The organism is Streptomyces pristinaespiralis (genome assembly GCF_001278075.1).
GTDB lineage: Bacteria > Actinomycetota > Actinomycetes > Streptomycetales > Streptomycetaceae > Streptomyces > Streptomyces pristinaespiralis.
In genome coordinates this window covers 2595764-2614068 of record NZ_CP011340.1, presented here as the reverse complement: position 1 = coordinate 2614068, position 18305 = coordinate 2595764, and the positions used below count along the sequence as shown (strand labels likewise).

Here is an 18305-nt window from a genome sequence, read left to right as displayed (position 1 = left end):
CGTACGTCAGGCAGAAGGGGACCGACAGCCGGATCTCCATCCCGCCATCGGCCCCCCACAGCTTCTTCACAGAGTGGCTTCGTCGCCGCCGGTCAGAGGCGGGCGAACGCCTGCTCGAGGATGTCGAGACCCTCGTTCAGCAGGTCCTCGCCGATCACCAGCGGGGGCAGGAAGCGCAGCACGTTGCCGTAGGTGCCGCAGGTGAGGACCAGCAGGCCCTCCGCGTGGCACGCCTTGGCGAGCGCGCCGGCCGCCGCGGCGTCGGGCTCCTTCGTCGCGGGGTCCTTCACCAGCTCGATCGCGATCATCGCGCCGCGGCCGCGGATGTCGCCGATGACGTCGTACTTCTCCTGCATCGCGGTCAGGCGGCCCTTCATGACCTCCTCGATCCGCTTCGCCCTGCCGTTGAGGTCCTGCTCCTTCATCGTCTCGATGGAGCCCAGCGCACCGGCGCAGGCGACCGGGTTGCCGCCGTAGGTGCCGCCGAGGCCGCCGGCGTGCGGAGCGTCCATGATCTCGGCGCGGCCGGTGACGGCGGCCAGCGGCAGACCGCCGGCGATGCCCTTGGCCGTGGTGATCAGGTCGGGGACGACGCCCTCGTCCTCACAGGCGAACCACTGGCCGGTCCGGCAGAAGCCGGACTGGATCTCGTCGGCGACGAAGACGATGCCGTTGTCGTTCGCGAACTTCACGATCGCGGGCAGGAAGCCCTTGGCCGGCTCGATGAAACCGCCCTCGCCGAGCACCGGCTCGATGATGATCGCGGCGACGTTCTCCGGGCCGATCTGCTTGGTGATCTGGTCGATGGCCTGCGCGGCGGCCTCGGGGCCGCAGTTCTCCGGACCGGTCGGCCAGCGGTAGCCGTACGCCACCGGCACCCGGTACACCTCGGGCGCGAACGGGCCGAAGCCGTGCTTGTACGGCATGTTCTTGGCGGTCAGCGCCATCGTGAGGTTGGTGCGGCCGTGGTAGCCGTGGTCGAAGACGACGACCGCCTGGCGCTTGGTGTGGGCACGCGCGATCTTGACGGCGTTCTCGACCGCCTCCGCGCCCGAGTTGAACAGGGCCGACTTCTTGGCGTGGTCGCCCGGGGTCAGCTCGGCGAGCGCCTCGCAGACCTCCACGTAGCCCTCGTACGGCGTCACCATGAAACAGGTGTGCGTGAAGTCCTGGAGCTGGGCGCTCGCCCGGCGTACGACGGCCTCCGCGGAGGCGCCGACCGAGGTCACGGCGATGCCGGAGCCGAAGTCGATCAGACGGTTGCCGTCGACGTCCTCGATGATCCCGCCGCCCGCGCGGGCCGTGAACACGGGCAGCACGGACCCCACCCCACCGGCGACCGTCGCGGTACGGCGGGCCTGCAGCTCGATCGACTTCGGGCCGGGGATGGCGGTGACGACGCGGCGCTCCTGCGGGATTGCGGTCATGAGGGGCTCCTGGGGGTGTATCCGGACGCTTGTTGTCTTTCTCCGCAGGCTAGGTGCGCCGCGCCGGTGCGGGCATGCGCCGATCGGGAGTATTGGGGGTGTGTCGTTGTCCGCCACGGCCATAGGCGCGCGGTCGCGTGCGGACACGGCGGCGCGGGACGGGCCGGAGAGGGCGAAATCCGGCCGCATCCGCAGGGCACCGAGCCGCTCGGCACGCCGGGACACGGGATCATGGCCCGGTGTGCCGTCCGCCCAAGGGGCGTACCCACTAGATTGACCGTGCAGAGAGCGGGCCTGGCTGGTCAGGGGGCAGCGGTTCATGGAATCCGAAGGCACATACGACGCACGCGGCACACGGGCCAATCCCGTGCCGCGTCCCGCCGGTCCGCCGGCGGAGGTACCGTCCGTGCCGCCCGGCACCCCCGCCCGGCCGGGCCACGCCCCGGCCACCCGGCCCAAGGTCGCGGAGTGGCTCCGCGTGCCCCGGCCCGCCGCGGCCCCCGGGATCTGGCGGCTCGGCCACCGTGACCGCCCCGAAGAGGAACCGGACCTCGTCCCCGCCAGGCAACTCTTGAGTGGAGCCTTCGTCGCCTACCTGTGCGGCTGGCTGCTCTGGTCGCTGTTGTGGAACGGCTACCTGGAGGGGTGGTGGTTCTTCGTCGAGGACTGGTGGCTGCTGCCCATGCTGTGGTCGGTGCCCGACGCCTGGCGGTCACCCACCGACCCCAACGTCGAGATGTACGTCCTGGCGAGCTATCTCTACAACGGCCTGGTGCTCGGACTGCTCGCCGTCGGCTTCGGCCGGGTCGGGAACTGGCAGGAGATCTGGCAGCGGTACGGAGTGCCGCTGTGGCCGCTGTTCGTCCTCCTCCCGGGCGTCTGGCGCGAGATGCCGCGCACCGTCACCTGGCTCACCTGGTTCTCGAACATCTACTACGTGCTCCTCGCCGCGGCGGTCGTCGCCGCCGTCGGCAGGGCCGGGACCTGGCCCGTCGTGCAGCGCAGGCGCGCGAGGACGGCGGGACCGCTGCCCGACGCCCCGCCACCGCCCAAGGACCCCGCCGAATGGCCGGAGTTGCGCGGCGCCGGTCTGACCGAGGCCGCAGAACGCCTCGCCGAGGCCACCTTGAACGGGACCCTCGGCGATGTGGACTACGCGCGGATCCGGCGTGCCTGGCAGGGCGTCCACGCCCGGCCCGAGCGGCTCGCCGCCTTCGCGGAGACCGTGCGCAGGCACGGCCCCGCCGCCTGCGCCCACCCGTCGGGCCTGCGGGACCTGCCGGTGCGCACCGCGACGCACGACCTGGCGACAGGCCAGGTCAAGATCGGCACCGTCGTCGACGACGCCCGTAATCCGTACGCCCGCCGCACCACCGGCGTGGCCCTGGAGCCTGCCCTGCTCGGCACGTCGCTGCTCGCCGTCGGGCCCTCCGGGTCCGGCAAGAGCGTGCGGCTCGTACGGCCCGTCGTCGAGTCCCTGTGCCTGCTGGCGCTCGCCAACCGCGCCGCCGTCGTCGCCGTCACCGCCCACGGGGCCGCCGTCGCCACGGACGGCGACTTCGACCTCGTGATCTCCGTCGGCCGCCCCGACTCGACCCACGACCTCGACCTCTACGGCGGCGCGGAGGACCCGGACGAGGCCGCCCGGATCCTCGCGGAGGCGCTCGTCGGGGACCTTGCCGCCGGTCTGCCCGGCGGCGACAGCCGGCGCGCCGCCACCGCGCTGGCCCAGCTCATCGGCCCCTACCGGTGCGTGCACGGCCACTTCCCCGCCGTCGCCGAACTGCGGGAACTGCTCGGCGGGGCACCGGCCGCCCTCGGCGCGCTGCGCACGGCCCTCGAACGGGCGGGGGAGGCGTCCCAGCTGCGTGAACTGGACGCCCGCGAACGCCAGTCGGCCCGCGGCGACGACATCGGCGTGCTGCTCGCGGAACGGATCGCCTTCCTCGACCGGCCGGCGTTCGCCTCGTTCTTCCGTACCGACGGCGAGGGGCGGACCTTCTCCCTGCGCGCCATCGAGCACCCTCTGCGGGTCCGCGTCGACCTGCCGGAGCGCGGCCACGCCGAGGCCTCGCGGATCATCGCCCGGCTGGTGCTCGCCCAGTTCACCGAGGCGGCGCTCACCCGCTCCGACCGCTCGCTCTTCGCCTGTCTCGTCCTGGACGACGCGACCAGCACCGTCACCGCCGACTCGGTGCGCGCGCTGCAACGGCTGCGCTCCGCGAACGCCGGCGTCGTCCTCGCGCTGCGCACCCTCGAGGACGTGCCGGAGCCGCTGCGCGGCCCGCTGCTCGGCGCCGTCGGCTGCCGGATGGCGTTCTCCGGCCTCGCCCCCTGGGACGGCGGCCGGTTCGCCGAGACCTGGGGCACCGAGTGGGTCCAGACACGGGACGTCACCAACCGGCAGATCATCTCCGACGAGCCCCTGACGAAGGCGCTGCACATGATGCGCCGCCTGGTCACCGGAAAGGCGGCCACCGCGGAGGCGGTCACCGTGCGCGAGGTCGAACGCGCCCGCTGGTCGGCGTCCGACCTCGCCCACTCGGTGCCCGCCGGGCACGCGGTGCTGTCGCTGACGTCCGTACGGGGGGAGCACGCACCGCCGCTGCTGGTGGACCTGCGGACCTGAGCGGGGCAGCCGGGGACCTTGGTGCGATCGCACCGGCGGCCTGAACAGAGGCCGCCGGTGACCTGAGCGGGGGACGGCCGGCGGCCGGGGACTGCTACGCCCTGGCAGAATCGACGTACGCCGTTCATACGGGACGGCGAAATCCGAACCGCCGTCCCCTTTCGAAGGGCCCCAGGTCCCATGCCGCCCACGCTCGCCTCGCTCGTCCAGCACTCGGCGCTCAAACTCACCGTGCGCGCCGGAGAGGACAGGCTCGAGACACCGGTGCGGTGGGCACACGTCAGCGAGCTTGCCGATCCCGTGCCGTACATGGAGGGCGGCGAGCTGCTGCTCGTCACCGCCATGACCCTCGACGCGGAGGACCACGAGGCCATGCGCCGCTATGTGCGCAGGCTGGTCGGCGCGGGTGTCGTCGGACTGGGATTCGCCGTGGGCGTCTACTACGAGGACATCCCCCAAGCGCTCGTCGAGGCCGCCAGGGAGGAGGGACTGCCGCTCCTCGAAGTGCCGCGCCGCACCCCGTTCCTCGCGATCAGCAAGGCCGTCTCCGCGGCCATCGCCGCCGACCAGTACCGGGCCGTGACGGCCGGGTTCGAGGCCCAGCGCGAGCTGACCCGGGCCGCGCTCACCGAGGGGCCGGGAGCCGTCGTCGCGCGGCTCGCCGCGCACATCGACGGATGGGCGGCGCTGTACGACACCTCCGGCGCGGTCGTCGCCGCGGCCCCCGACTGGGCGGCCCGGCGGGCGGCCCGCCTCACCACCGACGTCGAGAGGCTGCGCGAGCGGGCCGCGCCCGCGAGCGCCGTGGTCGGCGGTACCGAGGACGACGACCGCGTCGAGCTCCAGTCGCTCGGCACCGGACGCCGGGTGCGCGGCGCCCTCGCCGTCGGCACCGGAGCCCCGCTGGGGACCGCGGAACGCTACGCCGTGCACTCCGCGGTCGCCCTGCTGACCCTCGCGACGGAACAGTCCCGGTCCTTGCAGGCCGCCGAACAGCGCCTGGGCGCGGCGGTGTTGCGGATGCTGCTGTCCGGACAGCCGGACCACGCCAGAGCCGTCGCGGGCGACCTGTACGGCGGGCTGCTCGACGCCCCGTTCCGGCTGCTCATCGCCGAGACGGCCGGCGACCCGGACACCGGTGTGGGCGACAGGCCCGCAGCCCTGGGCGCGTTCGCCGAGTCGGTCGAGTCGGCGGCGGGCCGGGCCGGGGAGACCTTCCTCGCCGTGCCCGACGGGACCGAGGACCGCACGGTGCTGCTCGCCGTCGACGGCGGAGCGGTGGCCGCCGCCTGCCTCGCGGCCTACGGGGACAAGGACGCCGACGAGGCCGAGGTCTACGTCGGGCTCTCCGCGCCGACCGGTCCGACCGCGGCCGCCGTCGCGTACAAGCAGGCGGAGCAGGCGCTCTCGGTCGCCCGGCGGCGCGGCCGCGCCCTCGTCGAGCACGAGGAACTGGCGGCGGGTTCCATCGTGCCGCTGCTCGGCGACGACGCGGTGCGCGCGTTCGCGGACGGCATGCTGCGCGCGCTGCACGAGCACGACGCGACCGGCCGGGGCGACCTCGTCGCCTCGCTGCGGGCGTGGCTGTCGCGCCACGGCCAGTGGGACGCCGCCGCGGCCGACCTCGGCGTGCACCGCCACACGCTGCGGTACCGGATGCGCCGCGTGGAGGAGATCCTCGGCCGCTCGCTGGACGACCCGGACGTACGCATGGAGCTGTGGCTGGCACTCAAGGCGACGGGCGAGCCCCAGCGGGGATGAACGGGCCGTTCGGATGAACGGGCCGTGGGGATGTACTGGCGGTCCGGGATGAACGGGCCGTGGGGATGTACTGGCGGTCCGGATGAACGGGCCGTGGGGATGTACTGGCGGTCCGGATGAACGGGCCGTGGGGATGTACTGGCGGTCCGGGATGAACGGGCCGTGGGGATGCACCGGCGGTCCGGATGCGGGCCGTGAGGATGTACCGGCGGTCCGGATGAACGGCCGGTCCGGATGAACCGGCCGTCGGGACGACCGGCCGTCGCGCGGGCGGAGGCGCACGCGCGGGCGGAGGCGGACGCGCGGTCGCGGGACGGCACCCGCGCGAACGGCGGCCCGTTGCGCGATTGAGTGCCGAACGCAACCGATCCTGCCCGTTTCCGGGCAGGATTGTTGGTTTCGACGCTCTCGGCTCTCTAATCTCCTGCGCATGACAAACCCCGCCACCGAGCCGGCGTCCGCCGCGCCGGACCTCGCCGCGCGTCCGGCCGCCCCTGCCCGCCGACGGCTGTCCGGAGCCGTCTGGGCCGCCCTCGTCATCGTGTACGTCGTCTGGGGCTCCACCTACCTCGGCATCCGCATCGTCGTCGAGACGATGCCGCCGTTCGTCTCCGCGGCGATCCGGTTCGTCGTCGCCGGTCTGGTCCTCGGCGCGCTCGTCGCCTGGCGGCGCGGCCCGGCAGCGCTCAAGGTCACCGGGCGCCAGCTCGCCTCCGCGGCCGTCGTCGGCCTGCTGCTGCTCCTCGGTGGCAACGGCCTGGTCGTCCTCGCGGAGACCTCCATCCCCTCCGGTCTCGCCGCGCTGCTGATCGCCGTCGTCCCCGCCTGGGTCGTCGTCCTGCGCCGGGCGTCCGGCGAGCGTCCCGGCCCCGGCGCCTACGGCGGTGTGGCGCTCGGACTGGCGGGACTCGCGGTGCTGACGCTGCCCGGCCTCAGCGGCGATGTGCGTATAACGGGCGTGCTCACCGTGATCGCCGCGACGCTCATGTGGTCGATCGGCTCCTTCTCCTCCTCCCGTATCCCGATGCCGGCCGACCCCTTCGCCACCAGTGCCTACGAGATGGTCGCGGGAGGCATCGGCTGCGCCCTCGTCGCCCTCGGCAGGGGTGAGCACCACGGGTTCGTCCTGGGTGATGTCTCCGCCCGCTCGTGGACCGCGCTCGCCTACCTGATCGTCTTCGGCTCGCTGCTCGCCTTCACCGCCTACGCGTGGCTGCTGCACAACGCCCCGCTCTCCCTCGTCGCCACCTACGCGTACGTCAACCCGGTGGTCGCCGTCCTGCTCGGCGCGCTGGTGCTCGACGAGCGGCTGTCCTGGCCGATCGCGGTCGGCGGCATCGTGGTCGTGGCGGGGGTCTGCCTGATCGTGTCCACGGAAAGACGCCGCTGACTCGCCAAAGCGGCCAGCCGGGGCGCATGACCACTCCACGCCGGACAAACGACCCGGCGGACCCGCGGCCCTACCGTGTGGAGAGAGCAACCGAGCAGACCCCACTACTTCGGAAGGGCCGGGACTCCGCATGACTTCCACCCACGCCTTCTGGCTCGCCGGCCGCCAGGCCACCGGCGAGACCGTCCTCGACGTCACCTCCCCCTGGGACGGCCGCCTCGTCGGCAAGGTCTCCGTACCGACCGCCGACCAGGTCGAGGAGGCCGTCGCCGCCGCGTACGCCGTGCGCGACGAGTTCGCCGCCACGCCGGCCCACGTCCGCGCCGCCGCCCTCGACCACGTGTCGAAGCGCCTGGTCGAGCGCACGGCGGAGATCGCGCAGCTGATCTCCGCCGAGAACGGCAAGCCGATCAAGTGGGCCCGCGGCGAGGTCGGCCGGGCCGTCTCGGTGTTCCGGTTCGCCGCGGAGGAGGCCCGCCGCTTCAACGGCGGCGAGGCCCAGCGCCTCGACACCGACGCCGGCGGCCAGGGCCGTCTCGCGCTGACCCGCCGCTTCCCCAAGGGTGTCGTGCTCGGCATCGCGCCGTTCAACTTCCCGCTCAACCTCTGCGCCCACAAGATCGCACCGGCGATCGCGGTCGGCGCGCCGATCATCCTGAAGCCCGCCCCGGCGACCCCGCTGTCCGGACTGATCCTCGGCGAGCTGCTCGCGGAGACCGACCTGCCCGCCGGCTCCTGGTCCGTGCTGACCGTGCCGAACGACCAGATGCCCGCTCTGGTGCAGGACGAGCGCCTGCCGGTGATCTCCTTCACCGGATCCGACAAGGTCGGCTACGCGATCATGGACTCCGTCCCGCGCAAGCACTGCACGCTGGAGCTCGGTGGCAACGGCGCGGCCGTCGTCCTCGCCGACTTCGCGAGCGAGCAGGACCTGGACTGGGCGGCGACGCGCATCGCCACCTTCTCCAACTACCAGGGCGGCCAGTCCTGCATCTCCGTGCAGCGCGTGATCGCCGACGCGACGGTCCACGACCGCCTGCTGCCGAAGATCGTCGCCGCGGTCGAGGCGCAGGTCACCGGCGACCCGTCCGACGCCGCCACCGACGTCGGCCCCCTCGTCAGCGAGGACGCCGCGAAGCGCGTGGAGGCGTGGGTGGACGAGGCGGTGCAGGGCGGCGCCAAGCTGCTCACCGGCGGCAAGCGCGACGGCGCCACCTACGCGCCCACCGTGCTGACCGACGTCCCGGCCGACGCCACCCTCGCCTGCGAGGAGGTCTTCGGCCCGGTCCTGACCGTGACGAAGGTCGACGGCGAGACGGAGGCGTTCGCGGCGGTCAACGACTCCAAGTACGGCCTCCAGGCAGGCGTGTTCACACACGACGTGCAGACCGCCTTCCGCGCCCACCGCGCCCTCGAGGTCGGCGGCGTGATCGTCGGCGACGTCCCCTCCTACCGCGCCGACCAGATGCCGTACGGCGGCGCCAAGCAGTCCGGCGTCGGCCGTGAGGGCGTGGCTTTCGCGATGGACGACTACACGTACGAGCGGGTGCTGGTCCTCACCGGACTGGCGCTGTAACGCCCGTACGTCCGCGACCGGCGGCCGGAGCCCACTGTGCGGGGGCTCCGGCCGTCTTCGTATGTACGGGCCTGACCTGCGGCACGGGTGGACGGTCCCGGCCTGGAGTCGATCGCCGCGGACGTGTCGGCGACTGCTGGGCGCCTCGGTGCTTCCCGGAAGCATTTGATCATCACGGCGCCGCGGGGCAGGCCACGCCCGTCGGCGGCTGGTCCGTACCGGCGGGGCGGAGCGGGCGTGGGCGTGTGGTGCCTGCCGGAACCGGGAGCGCTGCCATGCTCGTCGTCCATGGATGTCAGCACCTTCTACGCCCTGTTCTCCGCCACCTGCTTCACCCTGGTCGGCCTGTGGTGGAACGTCGTCCAGGACCATGCCGAGTGGATGCGCGACCCGGCCCTGCGCCGCGTTGTCGGCGGGATCTACCTGTCCTTCCTGCTGCCTGCCCTCATGGGCCTCTTCGCCCAGGTCGGCGGCACCGAGCAGCCGCAGGTCTGGCGGGCGGCCTTCATCGCGCTCGCCGTGGTCGGCTGCGTATGCACGCTGCGGCTGCTGGCCCGCACCCGTGGCGACCGGTTCGTCACCTGGCAGCAGGGTGGCGCCGCGCTGCTCTACGTTCTGATCGCTGTGGTGGGCGCCTTCCCGGGGCTCGCCCCCCACCTTGGGCTCCGCCCCATCCAGGCCGCGGCCCTCGGCCTGATCGCCCTGATCGTCCTGGGGCACGCCCTGGTCTGGCGGTTCATGGCCGGAGAGGGCCGCGCCGCCGAGGAGGTGGCCACCGGCTACTGACGCTCGCGGTTCGGAGCAGGCGGTATCCGAAGGGAAGGTGCGGTGAGCGGGCACTGCCCAGCCCCTGCCGGCAGCCCTCGCGACATCGGAGGTTCCTGCACGCCGGCCGCGGAGGCGGACCGCACCCTGGCACCGGCGAGCGTGAACGCGGTCTCGTTGGGGCAGCCGACCTCCTGCCGACAGGAGAGGCAGCGGCTGCGGGACCGGTCGGTGAGTGGTACGAAGAAACCGTCACGTGCCCTGCTGTCGCAGGTCGGAGGTGCCGTCCGTGGAATCCGTCGACTGGCTGCTGACGGCCGGTGAGCGTGGCAATCCCGCCACCCGCTTGGACCGTCGGCGTCCCGACGGTGCCGCGTGGTCGGCCGGCAACGACGTTCGTCCTCTGGTCCACGGCGCGACCTACTTCGCCGAGCTGCTCGCCGCCGTTCGCGCCCTGCGTGACGGGGACCTGCTGCTGTTCACCGACTGGCGCGGCGATCCCGACGAGCGTCTTGCGGGCCCCGGGACCGAGATCGGCACCGTGCTGCGCCGGGCGGCCGAGCGCGGAGTGGTCGTCAAGGGCCTGGTGTGGCGGTCCCACCTGGACAGTCTTCAGTTCAGCGCGGAGGAGAACCGCCACCTCGGCGAGGAGGTCCGGGCGGGCGGCGGCGAGTATCTGCTGGACATGCGGGTGCGTCCCGGCGGGACGCACCACCAGAAGTGCGTCGTGCTGCGCCACCCCGGGCGCCCCGAGCTCGACGTCGCGTACATCGGTGGCATCGACCTGTCGCACAGCCGCAACGACGACATCGGCCATGGCGGCGACGACCGCTCCCAGCCCATGGCCGAGGCTTACGGGCCCCAACCACCCTGGCACGACGTCCAGCTCGCGATCCGGGGCCCCGCGGTCGGCGACATCGAGACCGTCTTCCGGGAACGCTGGACGGATCCGGCGCCCCTCACCCGCAGCCCGCTGTCCCGGCTGCGTGAACTGCTGCACCGGGAGGATGTCCACGCGAACCCGCTGCCCCCTCAACTGCCCGATCCCGCGCCGTGCGGCACGCACACGGTGCAGGTGCTGCGCACGTACCCCAACCGGCTGCTGCGTGGCTACGACTTCGCCCCCGACGGGGAGCGCAGCATCGCGCGTGCCTACCTGAAGTCACTGCGGCGGGCCCGGGCGCTGATCTACCTGGAGGACCAGTACCTGTGGTCCCCGCAGGTCGTGGGGTACTTCGCCCGGGCGCTGCGCAGGAACCCGGAGCTGCGCCTCATCGCCGTCATCCCCTCCGTCCCCGAGCAGGACGGCACCCTCACGCTGCCGATGAACCTGATCGGCCGCATCACCGCGCTGGAGACACTGCGGCGGGCGGGCAGTGGCCGGGTCGCCGTGTACGGGCTGGAGAACCATGCCGGGACACCGGTGTACGTGCACGCCAAGGTGTGCGTGGTCGACGACGTCTGGGCCGCGGTGGGCTCCGACAACATCAACCTGCGCTCGTGGACGCACGACTCCGAACTCAGCTGCGCCGTTCTGGACGGGACGAGGGACCCCCGGGAACCGCGGGACCCCGCCGGCCTCGGCGACGGCGCGCGCCGCTTCGCCAGGGACCTGCGGCTGCAGCTCGTGCGTGAGCACCTGGACCGTGAGGGCCCCGCGGACCCGGAGGCGCACGACGAGCTGTGCGATCCGGTCGGCGTCTTCGACGCCTTCGCGTCGGCGGCCGCCGCTCTGGACTCCTGGCACGAAGGGGGCCGCTGCGGCCCCAGACCGCCCGGACGTCTGCGTACCTACCGCCCGCCGGAGCTCTCGCGGGCGCAGCGGCTGCTCGCGACGCCGCTGTACCGCGTCGTCGTCGACCCGGACGGCCGCCCGATGAGGCTGCGGCTGCGCAACACGTTCTGAGAGGGCGGCTCCTGAGGCGCGGGACGCAGGCGGTGGTGACTGCTGCCGAGGGCGTTCGACATTCTCACCGAGGTCGGCACCGGCAACTTCACAAGAAGTCTTGGCCGGACACCTATGGCCGGCGATCTCTGGCCACGATCCGGTGTGCGTACCGGTCGTCCGGGCCGATGTCTTGGACCACCTTCTGGGCTTCTCGCACCCGACCCGTCCCGCACATCAGCCGGACAAGGACGTACATGGCGCCACGGTCACCGTCTTCGGCGCGGTCACGCAGCGCCGCCTCCATGCCCCGCTCTCGAAGCGATCTGTTGAGTCTTCGACGTGCGTGGCTATCCGTGAGGGCGCGCTCCGTGAGCTCTGGAAGCCGTTCCGCTCGGGCCAGCAGATCCATGTGCCACAGATGGTTGTCGTGCATGTCCGGATCGTCGGAGAAGCACTCGGCGTGGGCGCTTACCAGCGCGATCGCCACGTCCCACTCTTGAAGCTGTTCCGCCGCCCGAGCTCGCTCCGACCAGTCCACAGGACGAGTATCGCCTTCTCGCCCCACCGGAGCGCACCGAACGGCTTCACGGGCCGCAGGACGCGGGCGGATGCGACGAGATCCGGGCCGGTCCTCGCAGCCCACCGCATCGCCGCAGGTCAGGCGGATACGAGGAGCGTGCCGGGCCGCGCTCCGGCAGCCCGGGCCGCTTCACGGGTGCCGTACGCGGGCTGGTGGAGGTGACGGGAATCGGGTACTACGAACGAGTAGCCACCGGCCGGTCATCGATCCGGCGGTCCCCGATTCGCGGCGAGGTGAGCCTCATGTCCGCTCCAACGGACAAGCCCCTGCATCAGCCCCACACCCCGAAGATCAGCGAGCGCGAGGCACGACAGGTCGCGGAGGCGGCGCGCGAACAGGACTGGCGGAAGCCCAGTTTCGCCAAGGAGCTGTTCCTCGGACGTTTCCGGCTCGACCTGATCCATCCCCATCCCGTGCCGACCGGTGAAGCCACCCGGCGGGGCGAGGAGTTCCTCTCCAAACTCCGCCGGTTCTGCGACTCGGAGATCGACGGCGCCCGCATCGAGCGCGAGGCGCGGATCCCCGACGAGGTGATCAACGGGCTGCGGGAGCTCGGCGCGCTCGGCATGAAGATCGAGCCCAAGTACGGCGGCCTCGGCCTCACCCAGGTGTACTACAACAAGGCGCTGGCCCTCGTCGGCTCCGCGAACCCGGCGATCGGCGCGCTGCTTTCCGCGCACCAGTCGATCGGTGTGCCGCAGCCGTTGAAGCAGTTCGGGACAGAGGAGCAGAAACAGAAGTTCCTGCCGCGGCTGGCGAGCACCGACATCTCCGCCTTCCTGCTCACCGAGCCCGATGTCGGCTCCGACCCGGCCCGCCTCGCCACGACGGCCGTCCCCGACGGCGATCACTACGTCCTGGACGGCGTGAAGCTGTGGACCACCAACGGTGTCGTCGCCGACCTGCTCGTAGTGATGGCACGGGTGCCGAAGTCGGAGGGCCACAAGGGCGGCATCACCGCCTTCGTCGTCGAGGCCGACAGCGAGGGCATCACCGTCGAGAACCGCAACTCCTTCATGGGACTGCGCGGTCTCGAGAACGGCGTCACCCGTTTTCATCAGGTGCGCGTTCCCGCGGAGAACCGCATCGGTCCCGAGGGCGCGGGTCTGAAGATCGCGCTGACCACCCTCAACACCGGCCGGCTCTCCCTGCCCGCGATGTGCGTCGGAGCCGGCAAGTGGTGTCTGAAGATCGCCCGCGAGTGGTCGGCGGTACGCGAGCAGTGGGGCAAGCCCGTCGCGAAGCACGAGGCCGTCGGCGCGAAGATCTCCTTCATCGCCGCGACCACCTTCGCTCTGGAGGCCGTCGTCGACCTGGCCTCCCAGATGGCCGACGAGGACCGCAACGACATCCGCATCGAGGCCGCGCTCGCCAAGCTCTACGGGTCCGAGATGGGCTGCCTGATGGCGGACGAGCTGGTCCAGATCCGCGGCGGCCGCGGTTTCGAGACGGCGGAGTCGCTGGCCGCGCGCGGCGAACGCGCCGTCCCCGCCGAGCAGTTGCTGCGTGACCTGCGCATCAACCGCATCTTCGAGGGCTCGACCGAGATCATGCACCTGCTCATCGCCCGCGAGGCGGTGGACGCGCACCTGGCCGTCGCCGGCGACATCATCGACCCCGACAAGCCGATGGCCGCCAAGGCCAGGGCCGGGGCGAACGCGGCCGCCTTCTACGCCCGCTGGCTCCCCAAACTCGTCACCGGACCGGGCCAGCTGCCCCGTACGTACGCCGAGTTCCACCCCGCCGGGCACCAGGACCTGTCCACGCATCTGCGGTACGTCGAGCGGAGCTCCCGCAAACTGGCCCGCTCGACCTTCTACGCCATGTCGCGCTGGCAGGGCCGCATGGAGACCAAGCAGGGCTTCCTCGGCAGGATCGTCGACATCGGGGCCGAGCTGTTCGCGATGAGCGCGGCCTGTGTCCGCGCGGACATGCTCCGGGCGTCCGGGGACCACGGCCGCGAGGCCTACCAGCTCGCCGACGTCTTCTGCCGCCAGGCGAGGATCCGCGTCGAGGAGCTGTTCACCCGCCTCTGGTCGAACACCGACGACCTCGACCGCAAGGTCGTCGACGGCGTGCTCTCCGGGACGTACAGCTGGCTGGAGGAGGGTGTCGTCGACGCGAGCGGCGAAGGCCCGTGGATCGCGGACGCCACACCCGGCCCGTCGGTGAAGGAGAACGTGCACCGCCCGATCCGCTGACGGGCCACGGCTGCCACGGGCCCGATCACGGCGGCCCGCCGGGTACTCCCTGTCAACGCGGACAGGGAGTACGGCCACAATGGGGGGATGAGCGACAGCCCATCTCCCCTCGCGGACCCGCACATCGTCTTCGATCCTTCCGAAGGCCGCCGGGACATCGTCGTCCTCGGCTCCACCGGGTCCATCGGTACGCAGGCCATCGACCTCGTGCTGCGCAACCCCGACCGTTTCCGGGTGACCGCCCTGTCCGCCGCCGGCGGCCGGGTCGGTCTGCTTGCCGAGCAGGCGCGCAAGCTGCGTGCCGGGACGGTCGCGGTGGCCCGCGAGGACGCCGTGCCCGCGCTGCGCGAGGCACTCGCCGCGCTGTACGGGACGGAGCCGCTGCCGAGGATCCTGGCCGGTCCGGACGCCGCCGCCGAGCTCGCCGCCTCCCCGTGCCACACCGTGCTGAACGGCATCACGGGCTCCATCGGGCTCGCCCCCACCCTGGCCGCCCTCGAGGCCGGCCGGACCCTCGCGCTGGCCAACAAGGAGTCGCTCATCGTCGGCGGGCCGCTGGTGAAGGCGCTCGCCAAGCCGGGGCAGATCATCCCCGTCGACTCCGAGCACGCCGCCCTCTTCCAGGCGCTCGCCGCAGGCACCCGGGGCGATGTGCGCAAGCTGGTCGTGACCGCGTCGGGCGGCCCGTTCCGCGGCCGGACGCGGGCGGAGCTGGCCGGCGTGACCCGCGAGGACGCCCTCGCCCACCCCACCTGGGCGATGGGCCCGGTGATCACGGTGAACAGCGCGACGTTGGTCAACAAGGGGCTCGAGGTCATCGAGGCGCATCTGCTCTACGACATCCCGTTCGACCGCATCGAGGTCGTCGTCCACCCCCAGTCGTATGTTCACTCGATGGTGGAGTTCACGGACGGCTCGACGCTCGCCCAGGCCACGCCGCCCGACATGCGGGGGCCGATCGCGATCGGTGTGGGCTGGCCGGAGCGCGTCCCCGACGCGGCCCCCGCCTTCGACTGGTCCACGGCTTCGACGTGGGAGTTCTTCCCGCTCGACGACGAAGCCTTCCCGTCGGTCGGCCTCGCCCGCCACGTGGGGGAGCTGGGCGGCACGGCGCCGGCGGTGTTCAACGCCGCGAACGAGGAGTGCGTGGAAGCATTCCTGGACGGACGGCTGCCGTTCAACGCCATCATGGATACGGTCACCGAGGTGGTCGCCGAACACGGCACCCCCGCGTCGGGAACTTCCCTGACGGTGGCGGACGTCCTCGAAGCGGAGACCTGGGCCAGGGCCAGGGCCCGTGAGACGGCAGCGAAGGCAACGGCGGAGGCTCGCGCATGACCATTCTGTTGACCATTCTGGGCATCGCGCTCTTCGCCGTCGGGCTGCTGTTCTCCATCGCCTGGCACGAGCTCGGCCACCTCTCCACGGCCAAGCTCTTCGGCATCCGCGTGCCCCAGTACATGGTCGGCTTCGGCCCGACCATCTGGTCACGGCACAAGGGCGAGACCGAGTACGGCATCAAGGCCATCCCCATGGGCGGCTACATCCGCATGATCGGGATGTTCCCGCCCGGCGAGGACGGCCGCATCGAGGCCCGCTCCACCTCGCCCTGGCGCGGAATGATCGAGGACGCGCGCTCCGCGGCGTACGAGGAGCTGAAGCCCGGCGACGAGACCCGCCTCTTCTACACGCGCAAGCCGTGGAAGCGCGTCATCGTCATGTTCGCCGGCCCGTTCATGAACCTCGTGCTCGCCGTGGCGATCTTCCTCGGCGTGATGATGACCTTCGGCTCGCCGACGCAGACCACCGAGGTCGCGGGCGTGCAGAAGTGCGTCATCGCGCAGAGCGAGAAGCGCGACACCTGCGCGAAGAGCGACCCCGAGTCGCCGGCGTTCGCCGCCGGGCTGCGGGAGGGCGACAAGATCGTCGCGTTCAACGGCGAGCCCGTCGAGGACTGGGCCACGCTGTCGACCCGTATCCGGGAGACGATCGGCCCCGCCACCATCACCGTCGAGCGCGGCGGCACGGAGCAGGTCCTGAAGGCCACGCTCATCGAGAACACGGTGGCCAAGAAGGACGAGGACGGGGAGGTCGTCCCGGAGGAGTTCGTCCCGGCCGGCTACCTCGGCTTCGCCGCCAGGACCGAGATTCTCCCGCTGTCGTTCGGTGACTCCGTCGACCGCATGGGCGGCATGATCGAGAACGGCGCGGAGGCGATCGTCGCCCTGCCGTCCAAGGTCCCCGACCTGTGGGACGCCGCCTTCGGCGACGGTGAGCGCAAGGACGACTCCCCGGTCGGCGTCGTCGGCGCCGCCCGCCTCAGCGGTGAGGTGCTCAACCTCGACGTGCCGACGACCAACATCGTCGCGACGTTCCTGATGCTGCTCGCCGGCTTCAACCTCTCCCTGTTCCTCTTCAACATGCTGCCCCTGCTCCCGCTGGACGGCGGACACATCGCCGGAGCGCTGTGGGAGTCGGTGCGGAGGAAGATCGCCAAGGTGTTCCGGCGCCCCGACCCGGGCCCGTTCGACGTGGCGAAGCTGATGCCGGTCGCCTATGTGGTGGCGGGGATCTTCATCTGCTTCACGCTGCTCGTGCTGGTGGCCGACATCGTCAACCCGGTGAAGATCAGCTGAGCGGTCCCCTGGGGCTCCTGTCACGGCCGGGCACGCTTCGTGCCCGGCCGTCACCTTTGGGTGGACTTCGGTGTCCGATGTGCCCCGCCGAACGCCAGTGCCGTAATCTCAAGGGCTGGAGCCCGCCGATCCGGGACCACGATCCACACCTTGGGGTTGCACAGCAGATGACTGCAATTTCTCTCGGAATTCCCTCCGTTCCGACGAAGCTCGCCGACCGCAGGGTCAGCAGGAAGATCCAGGTCGGCTCCGTCGCCGTCGGCGGTGACGCGCCCGTTTCCGTGCAGTCGATGACGACGACCAGGACGTCCGACATCGGCGCCACCCTCCAGCAGATCGCGGAGCTCACGGCCTCCGGCTGCCAGATCGTCCGGGTCGCCTGCCCGACCCAGGACGACGCGGACGCGCTGGCCACCATCGCCAGGAAGTCCCAGATCCCGGTGATCGCGGACATCCACTTCCAGCCGAAGTACGTCTTCGCGGCCATCGACGCCGGCTGCGCCGCGGTGCGGGTGAACCCGGGCAACATCAAGCAGTTCGACGACAAGGTCAAGGAGATCGCCAAGGCCGCCGGCGAGGCCGGCACCCCGATCCGGATCGGCGTCAACGCGGGCTCCCTGGACCGCCGCCTGCTGGAGAAGTACGGCAAGGCGACCCCCGAGGCGCTCGTCGAGTCGGCCCTGTGGGAAGCGTCCCTCTTCGAGGAGCACGGCTTCCGCGACATCAAGATCTCGGTCAAGCACAACGACCCGGTCGTCATGGTCAACGCCTACCGCCAGCTGGCCGCCCAGTGCGACTACCCGCTGCACCTCGGCGTCACCGAGGCCGGCCCCGCCTTCCAGGGCACCATCAAGTCCGCCGTCGCCTTCGGTGCGCTGCTGAGCGAGGGCATCGGCGACACCATCCGTGTCTCCCTGTCCGCGCCGCCGGCCGAGGAGGTCAAGGTCGGCATCCAGATCCTGGAGTCGCTGAACCTCCGCCAGCGCCGCCTGGAGATCGTCTCCTGCCCCTCCTGCGGCCGCGCCCAGGTCGACGTCTACAAGCTCGCCGACCAGGTCAGCGCCGGACTCGAGGGCATGGAGGTCCCGCTGCGCGTCGCCGTCATGGGCTGTGTGGTCAACGGACCCGGAGAGGCCCGCGAGGCCGACCTCGGTGTGGCCTCCGGCAACGGCAAGGGCCAGATCTTCGTCAAGGGCGAGGTCATCAAGACAGTGCCCGAGTCGAAGATCGTCGAGACGCTCATCGAAGAGGCCATGAAGATCGCGGAGCAGATGGAGAAGGACGGCGTCGCCTCCGGCACCCCCGACGTGGTCGCCGTGGGCGAGCCCGGCGCCTGACCCGCACCCCCAGACCGGCCGGCTCGCCCCGAGCCAGCCGGCACCCCGGATCCACAAGGCCCCGTCGCCCTTCCGGTCGGCGGGGTCTTCTCGTGCACGCGCCACGCCGTGGGCG

General features: G+C 71.8%; 12 protein-coding genes. 10 read left to right on the top strand and 2 right to left on the bottom strand.

The features are described 5' to 3' along the window. Positions 1-92: 92 nt before the first annotated feature. On the bottom strand, positions 93-1427 hold the full coding sequence (gene gabT / locus SPRI_RS10810) for a 4-aminobutyrate--2-oxoglutarate transaminase (RefSeq protein ID WP_005311274.1): 1335 nt from the start codon (positions 1425-1427) through the stop codon (positions 93-95). A 406-nt stretch (positions 1428-1833) separates the two neighbouring features. Here gabT and SPRI_RS10805 point away from each other — a divergent pair, with 406 nt between their 5' ends. The 6 genes from SPRI_RS10805 to SPRI_RS10780 all read left to right on the top strand — a co-directional run bounded on the left by SPRI_RS10805 (position 1834) and on the right by SPRI_RS10780 (position 11454). After that, the gene (locus SPRI_RS10805) at positions 1834-4056 is read left to right on the top strand and encodes a type IV secretory system conjugative DNA transfer family protein (protein ID WP_063805392.1); all 2223 of its coding nucleotides are present in this window, start codon (positions 1834-1836) and stop codon (positions 4054-4056) included. Between the two features lie 180 nt (positions 4057-4236). Continuing rightward, positions 4237-5817 carry a PucR family transcriptional regulator gene (locus SPRI_RS10800; protein ID WP_053556882.1) on the top strand — a complete coding sequence of 527 codons (1581 nt, stop codon included), beginning with the start codon at positions 4237-4239 and terminating at the stop codon, positions 5815-5817. Between the two features lie 430 nt (positions 5818-6247). After that, positions 6248-7207, top strand: coding sequence for an EamA family transporter (locus SPRI_RS10795; protein ID WP_005311269.1), 960 nt, complete (start codon positions 6248-6250; stop codon positions 7205-7207). Between the two features lie 130 nt (positions 7208-7337). Further along, the gene (locus tag SPRI_RS10790) at positions 7338-8783 is read left to right on the top strand and encodes an aldehyde dehydrogenase family protein (RefSeq protein WP_005311267.1); all 1446 of its coding nucleotides are present in this window, start codon (positions 7338-7340) and stop codon (positions 8781-8783) included. A 288-nt stretch (positions 8784-9071) separates the two neighbouring features. Then, positions 9072-9569 carry a hypothetical protein gene (locus tag SPRI_RS10785; RefSeq protein ID WP_053556881.1) on the top strand — a complete coding sequence of 166 codons (498 nt, stop codon included), beginning with the start codon at positions 9072-9074 and terminating at the stop codon, positions 9567-9569. A gap of 268 nt (positions 9570-9837) precedes the next feature. Then, positions 9838-11454 (top strand): phospholipase D family protein, encoded by a 1617-nt coding sequence (locus tag SPRI_RS10780; RefSeq protein ID WP_037773636.1) that lies wholly within the window; start codon positions 9838-9840, stop codon positions 11452-11454. A gap of 112 nt (positions 11455-11566) precedes the next feature. Here SPRI_RS10780 and SPRI_RS10775 read toward each other — a convergent pair whose 3' ends face one another. Beyond that, positions 11567-11923: a hypothetical protein gene (locus SPRI_RS10775; RefSeq protein WP_234020364.1), complete on the bottom strand. Its 357-nt coding sequence runs from the start codon at positions 11921-11923 to the stop codon at positions 11567-11569. A 335-nt stretch (positions 11924-12258) separates the two neighbouring features. Between SPRI_RS10775 and SPRI_RS10770 the strand changes: the two genes are divergently transcribed. The 4 genes from SPRI_RS10770 (at position 12259) to ispG (ending at position 18190) form a co-directional block, all read left to right on the top strand. Continuing rightward, positions 12259-14217, top strand: a complete 1959-nt coding sequence (locus SPRI_RS10770) for an acyl-CoA dehydrogenase family protein (RefSeq protein WP_005311258.1) — start codon at positions 12259-12261, stop codon at positions 14215-14217. Positions 14218-14304: 87 nt separating this feature from the next. Continuing rightward, on the top strand, positions 14305-15555 hold the full coding sequence (gene dxr / locus SPRI_RS10765; RefSeq protein WP_005311257.1) for a 1-deoxy-D-xylulose-5-phosphate reductoisomerase: 1251 nt from the start codon (positions 14305-14307) through the stop codon (positions 15553-15555). Continuing rightward, a complete protein-coding gene (locus SPRI_RS10760; RefSeq protein ID WP_005311255.1) occupies positions 15552-16853 on the top strand; it encodes a M50 family metallopeptidase in 1302 nt (433 codons plus the stop codon). Before dxr ends, SPRI_RS10760 begins: the two co-directional genes overlap by 4 nt. A 167-nt stretch (positions 16854-17020) precedes the next feature. Then, entirely contained in the window at positions 17021-18190 is a 1170-nt protein-coding gene (gene ispG / locus SPRI_RS10755; protein WP_005311253.1) for a flavodoxin-dependent (E)-4-hydroxy-3-methylbut-2-enyl-diphosphate synthase, read from the top strand. Positions 18191-18305 lie beyond the last annotated feature (115 nt).